At 51.3% G+C, this 11,755-nt stretch carries 14 protein-coding genes; 4 read left to right on the top strand and 10 right to left on the bottom strand.

What is annotated here, in order from left to right:
- The 3 genes from HKN79_01805 to HKN79_01795 form a co-directional block, all read left to right on the top strand.
- A partial coding sequence (locus tag HKN79_01805; GenBank protein ID NNC82285.1) for a capsular biosynthesis protein occupies positions 1 to 240 on the top strand: 240 nt, incomplete at its 5' end.
- The gene (locus tag HKN79_01800) at positions 237 to 827 is read left to right on the top strand and encodes a sugar transferase (GenBank protein NNC82284.1); all 591 of its coding nucleotides are present in this window, start codon (positions 237 to 239) and stop codon (positions 825 to 827) included. The genes HKN79_01805 and HKN79_01800, both read left to right, overlap by 4 nt.
- Positions 828 to 1,235 carry a TonB family protein gene (locus tag HKN79_01795; GenBank protein ID NNC82283.1) on the top strand — a complete coding sequence of 136 codons (408 nt, stop codon included), beginning with the start codon at positions 828 to 830 and terminating at the stop codon, positions 1,233 to 1,235. It abuts the gene before it with no gap.
- A 58-nt stretch (positions 1,236 to 1,293) separates the two neighbouring features.
- Here HKN79_01795 and HKN79_01790 read toward each other — a convergent pair whose 3' ends face one another.
- The 3 genes from HKN79_01790 to HKN79_01780 form a co-directional block, all read right to left on the bottom strand.
- Positions 1,294 to 2,505, bottom strand: coding sequence for a hypothetical protein (locus HKN79_01790; protein NNC82282.1), 1,212 nt, complete (start codon positions 2,503 to 2,505; stop codon positions 1,294 to 1,296).
- A 136-nt stretch (positions 2,506 to 2,641) separates the two neighbouring features.
- On the bottom strand, positions 2,642 to 3,325 hold the full coding sequence (locus HKN79_01785; protein ID NNC82281.1) for a (d)CMP kinase: 684 nt from the start codon (positions 3,323 to 3,325) through the stop codon (positions 2,642 to 2,644).
- On the bottom strand, positions 3,322 to 3,915 hold the full coding sequence (locus tag HKN79_01780) for an aminodeoxychorismate/anthranilate synthase component II (protein NNC82280.1): 594 nt from the start codon (positions 3,913 to 3,915) through the stop codon (positions 3,322 to 3,324). The genes HKN79_01785 and HKN79_01780 overlap by 4 nt, the downstream gene beginning before the upstream one ends.
- A 72-nt stretch (positions 3,916 to 3,987) precedes the next feature.
- Between HKN79_01780 and HKN79_01775 the strand changes: the two genes are divergently transcribed.
- Positions 3,988 to 4,371: a RidA family protein gene (locus HKN79_01775; GenBank protein NNC82279.1), complete on the top strand. Its 384-nt coding sequence runs from the start codon at positions 3,988 to 3,990 to the stop codon at positions 4,369 to 4,371.
- A gap of 51 nt (positions 4,372 to 4,422) precedes the next feature.
- On the opposite strand, the gene HKN79_01770 is transcribed toward HKN79_01775, so the two are convergent.
- From HKN79_01770 to HKN79_01740, 7 genes are all read right to left on the bottom strand, one after another.
- A complete protein-coding gene (locus tag HKN79_01770) occupies positions 4,423 to 6,120 on the bottom strand; it encodes a M61 family metallopeptidase (GenBank protein ID NNC82278.1) in 1,698 nt (565 codons plus the stop codon).
- 72 nt (positions 6,121 to 6,192) lie between these two features.
- Positions 6,193 to 7,239, bottom strand: coding sequence for a hypothetical protein (locus tag HKN79_01765; protein ID NNC82277.1), 1,047 nt, complete (start codon positions 7,237 to 7,239; stop codon positions 6,193 to 6,195).
- 78 nt (positions 7,240 to 7,317) lie between these two features.
- The gene (locus HKN79_01760) at positions 7,318 to 8,415 is read right to left on the bottom strand and encodes a T9SS type B sorting domain-containing protein (protein NNC82276.1); all 1,098 of its coding nucleotides are present in this window, start codon (positions 8,413 to 8,415) and stop codon (positions 7,318 to 7,320) included.
- 75 nt (positions 8,416 to 8,490) lie between these two features.
- Positions 8,491 to 8,874: a DUF423 domain-containing protein gene (locus HKN79_01755; protein ID NNC82275.1), complete on the bottom strand. Its 384-nt coding sequence runs from the start codon at positions 8,872 to 8,874 to the stop codon at positions 8,491 to 8,493.
- Positions 8,875 to 8,944: 70 nt separating this feature from the next.
- Positions 8,945 to 9,547 (bottom strand): hypothetical protein, encoded by a 603-nt coding sequence (locus HKN79_01750; protein ID NNC82274.1) that lies wholly within the window; start codon positions 9,545 to 9,547, stop codon positions 8,945 to 8,947.
- Positions 9,548 to 9,597: 50 nt separating this feature from the next.
- Positions 9,598 to 10,911 (bottom strand): LPP20 family lipoprotein, encoded by a 1,314-nt coding sequence (locus tag HKN79_01745; GenBank protein NNC82273.1) that lies wholly within the window; start codon positions 10,909 to 10,911, stop codon positions 9,598 to 9,600.
- Between the two features lie 25 nt (positions 10,912 to 10,936).
- A partial coding sequence (locus HKN79_01740) for a hypothetical protein (protein NNC82272.1) occupies positions 10,937 to 11,755 on the bottom strand: 819 nt, incomplete at its 5' end.

Below are 11,755 nucleotides of genomic sequence, written 5' to 3'. Positions count from 1 at the left end.
ACCCGGGACCGGATCATCGAAGGCATCGAATCCAGAGGAGTGAGCGTCAATGTGCATTTCATTCCGTTGCCCATGCTCACTGCCTACAGAGAGCGGGGCTATCGCATAGAGGATCATCCCCGGGCCTATGACAACTTCTCGCGGGTCATCACATTACCCATCTACTATCAATTGAACGATGAGCAAGTAGAGACAGTGATCCGTGCTGTCAAGGAAACCGTGGACGAAGTGTTCGCATGATCAAGCGACTCTTCGATATCATTTCTGCACTTCTCGGGCTGGTCCTCTTGTCTCCCCTACTTCTGGTCATCGCTTTGGCCATTGGTGTGAAGGATGGAGCCCCGATATTATTCAAGCAAACACGTATAGGGCGTCAAGGCGACCCCTTTACGCTTTATAAGTTCCGCACTATGCGACCGGATAGCGAGTCCTCGGGACAATTGAGTGTGGGCGAACGGGATCCGCGCGTCACCGATATCGGTCATGCCTTGAGGAAGACCAAACTGGATGAACTTCCCCAACTCTGGAATGTGCTCAAAGGAGACATGAGCGTTGTAGGGCCCAGGCCCGAGGTGCCCAGATATGTGGATCTGTATTCCGAGAAGGAGAGAAAAGTTCTACAGGTACGACCAGGGATCACCGATGCCGCTTCTCTGGCCTATTTCAACGAAAGTGAAATGATGGCCGAACACCCCGATCCGGAGCGCTACTATATCGAAACGATCATGAAGGATAAGCTCCAGCGGAATCTGGACTACCTGGAAAAGCGAACCTTTTGGTCGGATATGGGTATCATATTCAAGACCATCAGCCGAATATTCCAGTAAATGGACAAAGGAGAACGACTTATCAAGAAACCGGTCTACCCGGGTGGCCGTAAGGCCATGGACACTTTCATCAAGTCTCATCTGAAGTACCCGGCAAAGGCCCTTGAAAAGAAGATATCCGGTACCGTAGCGGTGGTGATCGACATCGATGGCAGCGGTCATGTGCTGCGCGGACGGGTGAAGAAAAGCCTCGGGCACGGCTGTGATGAGGAGGCTGTGCGCGTCTGCAAGCTGCTAAAATTCAAGACCGCTGAGAAACGGAAGAACCGTAGGATCACCTTTCACCGAACGATCAATATCCACTTCCGGCCACCCTCCAAGAAAAAGATTCCTAAGAAAGCGGAGTCATCCCATACTTCGGGGATGCAAGTGGTATATACCTACGTTCCAACAAAGAAGGAATCATAAAAAATGGCCTTGAGCTCAATGCCCAAGACCATTCTTAAAATCTCTATTACCCCCTTATTCAGGCACCTCTTGATGTCAATTCTTCGATGAAGGATATCTTCCCTTCTACCCAAGACTCTTCGGTCCTCTTCAAGTCCATCTCAGAGAGCAGTACCAGATAATCCTGTGCTTTTACATACTCCTGCTTGAAAATGTAGGTCTCGATGAGGTTCTTGTAAAGTGACTGCATGATCTTGCTGTTGATCCGGGCCTTTTTGTCGTTCTCATCGCCTTCAGCCAGCGCATTGCTCCAGATCTCCATGGCCTCTGCCAATTCAGCCTTCCCATCGCTACTACCGATAGGCCTTAGACCACGCTTGGCCAGTTTAGCCGCCTTTTCCAGGTCATCATGGTCTCCCTTGTTCTTAGGAAACCGAATGATCATTGAGGTAGGCACCTGCACGTATCCATAATTATCGTTGATGTAGGTATTAATACGGCTCAGGATGTCACCGATATCCTTCTTCTCCAGGTCAAGGAGGTTCGGTGAGGTCTTAGAGACATGCGTCACATACTCTCCGGTTCCTTCGAAGATGTCATTGTGGACGGTCTGACCTTCGAATTCGAGGGTCAAGCGTGTAGGTCGCTTGATCGGGGTTTGGTATTCATAGACCACCTGATCCACATATTGCTTGGTCTCCTTGTTATAGACACGCTTCTTATTGGCAACACGCTCTGTGCTTCCAGCATCGAAATTGCCCATCTCCACTGTACCGACCAAGGCCTTATCAGTGCCTTTTTCGAATCCTTCGACTGACAGATACGTGTCTGCTAGTACGCCTTCCTTGTAGATGATCGCGCTATCGAAATCAGGCTCTATATATCTTGGCTCTGCTGGCTTGACAAAGACCCCCGGTTTACGCGGCATCTTCAATTCTGGGCGTTCTTCGGCAGCCAAACGCTCCAATTTGGAGAGTTGCTGGAATGCCTCCTGCTCGATACGATAATTCTCTTGGGCCAGTTCGACCTCTTGATCGTAGTTGGCCACACGCTCGTCATGAATACGCTGTGCTTCGGCTACCTTCTCGGGATAAGCCGCCATGGCATCATCATACTGTTGTTGAGCATAGTCAACTAATCCATCGGTATTCTCAGGATAAGGTGTGATGACTGTGAAGTTGTAAGAAGCCAGTCCTTCAAGTGGCTGAAGGGGCGGACGGGTGTATTCGTATTTGACTACATCCTCTTCTATTTTCTGTGTGAAACCTGATATCACAAGGGTGAGGGACATCAGGAACATTGCTGTACGTTTGAATTCCATGGATAATGGTCTGAAAAATTTTTAGGGCGCAAAAATAAGCTTTCAAGACTAAAGGTAGATTATACCATAAGCCTATGGACGAAGAGTCCTCAAAAATGGCTGCCGGTCAAGAACCGAGCTTCTCCACCAGAGCGAGAATGCGATTCAAGGTCTGCTGCACATCGAGATTGGAATTATCGATGAGCAAGGCATCTTCTGCCTGCATGAGGGGACTGACCTCGCGTTGAGAATCGATCAGATCGCGTTCTAGCAGATTGTTGATCACCTCATCCATGCTCAGTTCAACACCCCTTTGCTGTAGCTCTGCCCATCTTCTGCGTCCACGCTCCTCGATACTGGCGGTGAGGAATATCTTGAGATCAGCATGAGGAAAGACCACCGTACCGATATCCCGGCCATCCATGACCACACCTCCCTCCTTTCCGATGGCGCGTTGTATCTCCACCAGCTTCTCACGCACTTCTGGAATGGTAGATACCGGACTGACCACTTGGGAGACGCGCATATTTCGGATCAGCGGTTCTACCTCGATCCCATTCATATACAGGGACACTGATTCTCCGATACGCTTATAGCCGATGTCGATCTTCTCCAATTCCTCCACGAGTCCCTCCCGATCCACTGTACGACCTTCGGCCAGATCCCTATCCAAGGCAAAGAAGGCGATGGCCCGGTACATGGCACCCGAGTCGATGTAGATGTAGTCCAGTTCCTTGGCCAGTAGCTTGGCCACCGTACTCTTACCACAGGCCGAATGGCCATCGATCGCTATAGTCAGGTTCTTCCTCATTTCCGGTCGACTAAAATACGTTGTATCCCTCGGATCCAATTGGTCATGATGGTCTTTCCTTGCGGGGTGAGAATCGATTCGGGATGGAACTGGACCCCGTGGATAGGAAGCTCTTTGTGACGGAGTGCCATGATATGTCCCGCATCGTTCTTTGCTGTAATGAGCAACTCTTCATGTGGGAATCCTTCTTCAGCCACTACCCAGGAATGATAATGACCGATGAGAAAAGGAGAAGAAATCCCCTTAAAGAGAAGGTCCTCCTGCAGCGCTGTACACTCTGAAGGCTGCCCGTGGATGACCTGAGGTAGATTCTCCAACCGGCCTCCAAAGAACTCAGCGATCGCCTGATGTCCCAAACAGACACCTAGTATAGGTAATCGATCGTGGTACATCTCGATGACCTCCATGAGTCTGCCCGACTCTGCGGGTAGGCCCGGACCCGGAGACAGGATGATCCCATCATAGTTCGCCAGATCATCCACCTCCACCTCATCATTGCGGATGACCACCACCTTATCCACCCAGGGCTCCGCATAGTGATGCAGGTTATAGGTGAAACTATCGTAGTTATCGATGATGGCAATACGCATATCCGATGCAAAAGAAATACTCGAAGCAAGGTAGGGAGCGGATCGATTGCTATTTTTCAGCAAAAGACGTGTATGAAGCAGATCATCCGGACCTCACAGGCACCTGACCCCATCGGTCCATACAGCCAAGCCGTACGTTATGGCGATATGTTATTCTTGAGTGGCCAGATCGCCATAGATCCTAATAGCGGTGAACTGGTGATGAATGATATCACCCAAGAGACCGAGCAGGTGATGGAGAACATCAAAGCGGTGCTTGAAGAAGCAGGAGCAGATTTCTCCCAGGTCATCAAGACCAGCATCTTCCTGAGCGATATGAACGATTTTCCCAATGTCAATGCCGTGTACGGACGCTATTTCGACAGCGATTTTCCAGCCCGGGAGACCGTGGCCGTACGTACCCTTCCCAAAGAGGTGAATGTGGAGATCTCCATGATCGTAGGAATGGGAGGCTAAGAAGGGTCACGCCCCTCTGACCAGAATGTCTAGACCCAGATTTCCACGGATTCAGAATATCCCTTTCTTCCACCGTTTCCAATAGGCACCTGAGCCCCGACTGAACTCTAGTTCGTATTGGTAGTAGAGCATGTCGTCACTTGGTCGCAACTCTTTGACGATGAGCATCTTGCGTGACTTTAGCAGAAGGCTCAGTTCATTGCGTGTAATGAGTGCATCGGCATCTCCTTCTACGTACTGCCCATCTATTCCGAGTATCTGCATACCTGGACGTACACCCGCCTCATAGGCCATACTCTCCGGATGGACTCCGATCACCTTGGGTCGATCGCTGCTATCCGTACGGATGCCATAGTCACTGGCCAATATGTCTATCTTCTGCTTGCTGTACTTGATCCCGATGCGCTGCAGGGCCTTCTCCAATTCTTTCTCATATCCCACCGCGCGGTCGATGAGTTGGGCATAGATGCGCTTGGCCTCTTTGCCCAGAATTTCTTCCAGATAGCGCAGAAAGTCCTTTTCCTGATAGCCTCTACCCTTCTTCTTGCATTGCTGGTAGAGTCTGCGCATGACCGTGTCCAGACTCTTTTGGCCTTTGGTCCTGCGCATGATACTCACATCTAGGATGAAAGCGATGAGCGCGCCCTCGGTATATATACTCACCCGCCTCTCTGGGATAGACTTCCCATACCCATCCACCCATGTATCGAAGGAACTTTCCCTCACCGAGTGATTGAAGCGACCGAAATTGGCCACGTGCCGATCCAGGTGGGTCTTGATCTCCTTTAAAAAGAGCTCATCACTCATGGCCCCTCCTTGCCAGAGCTTGAGATCGCCTTGATAGGTGGTCACTCCCTCGATGATGTAGCCGATGCGGTGATAGTTCTCCTGTGTGAAGTCATAGGGCCACATGGACTCCGGACGCATGTACTTCACATTCCAGGTATGGTAGAACTCGTGGGAGGAGACGGCCAGCAGGTCTTCATAGATGTTCTCTTTGAACAACTGCCGCGAAGGCCCCAGCGTGATGGTGGTCCCCCACTCGTGTTCCACTCCGTGATAGTAGCGATGTGGAGTAGCTTGAATGAGGAAGGTATAGCGATCGACCGGACAGTCCTTGAAGGCCTTCTTCTGAATGCCGATGAATTTCCGGAAATCGCTCTCCAAGCGTTTCTTCTCATAGGGCACATCCCCTTGCACTGCCACTTCGAACTGTATGCCGCTGGCCTTGAATCTATGCTGGATGAGATGAGCAGAACTGACAAAGGGACTATCATACCACTCATCCAGATCCTTGCAGCGTATAGCGCCATCCACCATCGGCTGCATACCGGAGTAGCGGAACTCAGGTGGCACAGACAGAGTGGCCAGCACTTCGGCTTCCATCTCTCCCTTGATGTGCATGCAGCAATTGACAGGATTGACATAGAGTTGCTGCTCATCCACATAGCTGGAACCCGCGTTGATGGTATCTGCAAAGTAGCTGTAGCTCACCCTGATCCTACCCTGCGGGCAGTTCGGTACGGTCCAGGTATCCCGATCGGTCTTGTGGAAGTCGAGATGGCGTTTACCGGCCTGTACCTGGAAGTCAAGGATGTTGGCGGCAAAGTCAGCCCGTTCATATCTACCGGGGCGCCATGCCGGAAGGACAAGGTCCACCTTTCCTTTCTTGCGATTCTTGAATTCGATCTGGATTCCGATCAAGTGCTGCTGAGCTCGATCGATAGAGAAGATATACTGGATCTGCATGGGGTCGAATGTATACTAAAGAAAAAAGCCCTTCCGGGTGGGAAGGGCTTGAATTCGATAGGCTATTGTGGATCACTCCTCTACGTAGTAGTAGATCTCGGTGAGCCACTTGGCGGTGTCCGGTTCGCTCATGGGGTCGGTGACGTAGTGCTCGACCACCGGTCCATTCTGGTTCAGTCCATTGGCTTTGATGTAATCATCCATGGCATAGTGTGCGCCCTCTAGCCCTTCATAGGCTCCCATGTGCACCACTTTGGCCGCCTTGCCTTGTGGAAGGGTGACGGTCTCATAGCCTTCAATTCTGATATCGGAATCAGCTACGGGAATGGCCGCACACATATCGGTCTCGCCTTTTTCCTCATCCCAGGAATAATAGATACCACTAGGCATCCCGGCCGGCTCATTTCCACTGGCACCGAGCGCTGTATAGATGGCCGGCATGTGGGTGGCGTAGAATTCCTGCATATTTTCGAACTTGACCACTTCGCGCTTGAGCACATAGCTCATAGGTGGTTTCTCCTGCAGTCCGAAGGAATAGCCGGAATCTGCGAGTTCGGCCTTGGCCTTCTCCCGCTCGGCTGCCTTCTCCTCAGCGATGGCTTCGATATTTTCCAGTCCTTTCTCGAACATCGGACCTACCATGGCATCCATATCCATTCCTATCATGGACATGGCGCGGCCCATGAAGTTGTTCTCTCCTTTGAATCCCTGTGTGAGCTTGGTGCCTCCATTCTCAGCGTCTTCCAGCACCATATAGCCTTGGGAGGTGGATTCGAAGGGTTCGATGAATCTCAATTCGGTCTCCACCAGTTCATTGGGGACCACCTTGGTCAACTTCTGCTCTCCTACTCCGCTATTCTCCGACTCCCAGCGTCTGTATGATCCGATCTCATCATCGTTTCCATGAATAGTGACTTCCATGGTCTCATCATTCTCTTTCCAAGGGTCCCATGCGACCATGTTGGATAGGTTGGATACCTGATCATAGACGATGTCCTTAGGAGCATCGATGACCGCGGTACGACTGACATCATAGGTCTTAGGACCTAGCATGCCCAGCACGATGACCAATAGGATAAGGATGGCCACCACGAACAGTATGATTTTCAACACTTTCATTTGCAAGAGCTTATAAGGTTCGATTCAAATATAGATACAAGTATACACGAAGTGCCCGTGCCGATAGAATAGTTCCGATCAACGCAACATGACGAAACGCCCTACCCGCTCGATGACCTCTGCATTCTTGACCGCTTTGATCTTGTAGGAATAGTATCCATCCGGGGCGAGGTACTGACTACCTGTAGCCGTTCCATTCCATCCCAGACTGGGAATCTCCGATCGGAAGACCTCCCCTCCCCAGCGGTCGTAGATGAGCAACTCATAGCGCTCAGGGACGAAGGTGAGAAAGGGCTTGAAGGTCTCATTGACATTGTCCTGATTGGGTGTGAAGGCCGTGGGAACGTAGATGATGACATCATCCCGCACAAGCACATTGCTGCAATAACTGTCCTCGCAGCCATTGGCGGCCATGACTTCCAGACAGACGAAATAGGTGTCTTCCTTGGCCGGGAATTGCACGACCGGTTCTTCTTCATTGAAATTCCCTACATCAGGTATGATCCACTCATAGGTGACGGCATTGACCGAGTTATTGATGAATTCGGCCACTGCCGAGGTCGTGAGGATGGGATTCTCCTTGAGCTCGAAATCAGCAATAGGCACTTCATTCACACAGGCTGCTGCAAATAGCGTGTCGCGTGCCTCACAACCGACACCATTGGAAGTAGCGAATACGATATCATAGCAGCCGGGCTCGGTGTAGTTATGCAGGGGATTGCAGACCGTGCTGGTACCCCCATCCCCGAATTCCCAGAAGCAGGTGGTAAATCCCGGAGCGATGGTCGTATTGGAAAATTGCACATTGAGCTGCCCACAGGCCTCGTTGTTATCCATATCGAAGGTGGCCACAGGCACCAGTACCACCGTGACGTCCACAAAGGCTGTATCCTCCACTGGGCAGGGATTCCCATTCAGATCGTTATCCACGATGTACTTATAGACCCCAGGCGCATCGCTGGCCGGGTCGAAGGGATTGGTAAAGGGTACATCCGCAGGGTCGAGCCATGAACCACCCGTGATGGGAGCTCCATCGAGTCGCTCGAAAAGATCGACCGGACCTTCATTCTCACAAAGGGTAACATCGGTATCATCACCGGCATCACATTGGGCATGCAGGCTTATGGAGAATCCTAGAAAAGTAAAAAGCAGTGTGGAGAAGAGACGTGCATTCATGCCACAAATGTACATGCCTCTCTTCAGGAAATGACCGTGCTAAAAATCGCGATATGAAGATTCCCAGTGGATATCTCAGGTACGAGAACGCAAGAAATGGATACCCAAGAAGAGCCAAGAAGCGATGAGCAATACTCCTCCCAACGGAGTGATGGGTCCCAACCATTTGAATGCACCATCAGGAAGTAGGAGTCCACGGGTGCTGAGCAGGTAGATGGAGAAGCTGAAAAGCAGCATGCCTATGTGCATGGTATTCCATTGGATACGCAGCTTCATCGGGGCATCCCAAAGGGCGAGGATGAGCAGCGCGAGGCTATGATAGATGTGATAGCGCACTCCGGTCTGAAAAGAGGCCAGCGAATCGCCCGAAAGCTCGGCCTTGAGGAAATGTGCGCCCAAGGCACCTAGGCTGACCGCAAGGGCCAGATGGAAACATGCAATGGCTGCTCTCCGATTCATACCACAAAGAAAAACCCCTTTCTGGATCGCTGTCCAGAAAGGGGCTCCTGTTCCTCTTTTTCTCTTTAGATCAGCGCTTGCTGCGCTTCTCCATTTCTTCGTTGAAGATCTCTTTGAACTTCTCGTAGTCGTAGTCGATCTTGAGGATCTCATCCTTGCTCAAGGATTCGTTGTAGTCGGCCACGATGTCCTCACCGCTCAGCTCGAGGGCGATGTAGTACTTGTACTTACCGGTGGCATTCACCATGACCGGCTGAGAACAAATGGTCTTCACTCCCACCAATCGCTGTTCGATGATCTCACGGGTCAATCCCTCGAATCGCTCTTCTACCTCCTCCCGGTTGTTGTACTCCCGAGAGTTGACGTAGTTGTCCACTACCCCTTGGATGGTGGTCTGTAGGCTCGAAGCGAGATCGGCCCGTGCGTTGGCCATGGCCTTTTTCTTGGCAGTGGCCTGATCGGTGCTCTCGCCCAGTGCATTGGCTCTGAAGAACTTCTTGTCACTGAAGTACTCAGGTCCTGAGCAGTATTCTTTGATCGCTGTCTCTCCTACTGGAGGAGCTTTCTTCTCAGCAAGCTTTTTCTTCTTGCCGCATCCTGTGCCTATCACCATCGTCCCAGCTACTAGGACCATCATCAAGGTCTTGCCGAAGTGGAGTTGTTTTGTTCTCATAGTCTTCATGTGTGTATTCGTCATAGGTAATTTCAGAAACTGTGCCAAAGTCAGAAAAGCGCGTGTATCAAGGGCTCCAGAAGCTTTTCATCGATCTGCTCAGCACATTTCTCCAGTGAAAGTGTATGTGCATTCTCCAAAGAATTGTGTACTCCCTTGACGGATTCAAGTCTAGTGCTATTCACCGTGGCTCCTTGGGCATCGATGGCGATGATATCCACATCGGTATACACGATATGGAATTGCTGGGTCATCCCACCATCCCGACTCATGGAGCGGCATACGATGCGATAGGCACTTCCTGATCCATCATCCACGGGTATCTGGAAATCTGTTAGTCCTCCTACAATAGCAGAGCGCAATCCGGGTGCCGTACCCTGCTCTCCATTCAAATCGGAATGGCTCACCTCGATACTCACATCAGGGTATTGGGTATAGATATCCAAGAGGGCGATCTTGGGTCGAAGGACCTGCTCCAGAAAGGCCATCCCTTCCCTACGTACCTCCTTGCGCAGATCTTTGAAGGGGTCCATCTCGATACTCAGTATACTGTGCTCCGACCCCTGTGGGCGGAGGGTAAGGGTGAGAACATCGGTCTCGGTCTTCTCCTTGCGTTCCTTATCGAATCGATAGGCAAATGGCTGAGGGGTGGTCGTCTGGGTGCCGAGCACACTTCGTGCTTCCAGTCGGTGACGGAAATCGTTGGAGCTGTTCAGATAGACCTCTTGAGAATTCAGGTCTATATCCAAGTCTTGCGTGAGCTGCAGCAATTCATCCATGGCCACTCGGTCTACCTGTATACCATCCTTCGTATTGACCTCTCCCCAATGCGGACGCATCTCCTTCAGGGCCAAGACATACTGCTGAGCAGCGAGTCCCACTGCAGCACTTTCTCGCGCGGTACGGGCTGCAGAGAGCATCTGAAAGGCGCGTTCCATCGCCTCTTGCTTGCGCTGGGCCTTGATCTGCTCGTAGAGTTGCTTGTCCAGGCGATAGTACACCCAATAGTATTCCTCGTTCTGATAGTCATCCGTGACCTCGAATCCCTCCAAGCGCAGATTGCTGCGAGTGATGATGGATTCGCTGAAGGACTCGGTGAGCATATCGTTGCGCTCGAGGGTATGCAATAAGGAATTGGAGGTGACGGTGACATCGATCTCCGTGGCCATATCGTTCAATGCATTCCTGCGTGCAATGGCTTGATACTCCTCAGGAGCGCCCCGTTTACTGGCTTTTCCGATACCGATGTATTCGAAACTGGAGATGGGACGGTCGGTCACCCAGAAGGGGGCATCGATCATCTGTTCTTCCAAGCTCGTGACCATCTCCTTCTGAGAGCCGCAAGCCACCAGTATGAGGCACAACGATATGTAGATCAACGACTTCATCCTACTGCAGGTAATCATCCACTTTATAGGCGATAGCATCTCCTACTTTACCGAAGGTGCGATCGGTGAGTTCACCAATGGAAGTCGGTTCTTTGCGTGCGCTGGTCAGTGAACGCAGTTCATTGACTGCCGAGCGTCTGAGATAGGGTTTGTCCTCCCGCTCTGGGAAGAGACGACTGGCATTGCCCTTGTAGGTCACCCAGTGCACATCGTCATTCATTTCTCTTTCTACCACCTCTGAGAAGAGTACTTCAGAGGTCTCTAGATGGAGTAACTTGACATTGAATGAGAGGTAGACCTTGTTCCGCTTGCGGAACTCATAGTATTTGACCGGACGATAGCGGGTGCGCTCTACCTCCTTGCCATCCTCGCCTTTCTCCTTGACCGTATAGCTCTCATAGCCTCGCTTGATCTCCTGTTGCAGATCACCTTCCTCCTCACGATAATCCATCACTTGTCCGATGAGCAGTGCTTCTGCCCCGGTCAGGTTTCCTACCTCCAGCACATCCGCATCACTGATAAGGCCGCTGAGGGAGATATTCTGTTGCTCCAGGATATCATCCAAGTGTTGTCTGTCCACGATCTTCAAGAAGGGATTCTGCAGACCGGTCAGGCTGTTGAGGGTATATGCCTCCAGTTTGGTCTTCAGATTACGGCTGCGGATGTTCCCCTCGATGGGCATGATGGCCACCACAAAGGTCCCCATCTCACGTGCGACCGCCATTCTTTCTGGACAGTCTTTATAGGCCGCATCCCGATTAATGATGCTCAGGTATTCCCGATAGGCATCGCGGTACTGGCCGGCATCCATGAAGTTCTG

This window comes from Flavobacteriales bacterium (genome assembly GCA_013001705.1).
Taxonomy (GTDB): Bacteria; Bacteroidota; Bacteroidia; order Flavobacteriales_D; family JABDKJ01; genus JABDLZ01.
This window is presented reverse-complemented; position numbering and strand designations above follow the sequence as displayed.

Excerpts from the sequence above, each read along its gene's own strand:
- HKN79_01795 (NNC82283.1), top strand. The coding sequence starts at position 828 with ATGGACAAAGGAGAACGACTTATCAAGAAACCGGTCTACCCGGGTGGC.
- HKN79_01765 (NNC82277.1), bottom strand. The coding sequence starts at position 7,239 with ATGAAAGTGTTGAAAATCATACTGTTCGTGGTGGCCATCCTTATCCTA.
- HKN79_01800 (NNC82284.1), top strand. The coding sequence starts at position 237 with ATGATCAAGCGACTCTTCGATATCATTTCTGCACTTCTCGGGCTGGTC.
- HKN79_01780 (NNC82280.1), bottom strand. The coding sequence starts at position 3,915 with ATGCGTATTGCCATCATCGATAACTACGATAGTTTCACCTATAACCTG.
- HKN79_01790 (NNC82282.1), bottom strand. The coding sequence starts at position 2,505 with ATGTCCCTCACCCTTGTGATATCAGGTTTCACACAGAAAATAGAAGAG.
- HKN79_01785 (NNC82281.1), bottom strand. The coding sequence starts at position 3,325 with ATGAGGAAGAACCTGACTATAGCGATCGATGGCCATTCGGCCTGTGGT.
- HKN79_01755 (NNC82275.1), bottom strand. The coding sequence starts at position 8,874 with ATGAATCGGAGAGCAGCCATTGCATGTTTCCATCTGGCCCTTGCGGTC.
- HKN79_01750 (NNC82274.1), bottom strand. The coding sequence starts at position 9,547 with ATGAGAACAAAACAACTCCACTTCGGCAAGACCTTGATGATGGTCCTA.
- HKN79_01775 (NNC82279.1), top strand. The coding sequence starts at position 3,988 with ATGAAGCAGATCATCCGGACCTCACAGGCACCTGACCCCATCGGTCCA.
- HKN79_01760 (NNC82276.1), bottom strand. The coding sequence starts at position 8,415 with ATGAATGCACGTCTCTTCTCCACACTGCTTTTTACTTTTCTAGGATTC.
- HKN79_01770 (NNC82278.1), bottom strand. The coding sequence starts at position 6,120 with ATGCAGATCCAGTATATCTTCTCTATCGATCGAGCTCAGCAGCACTTG.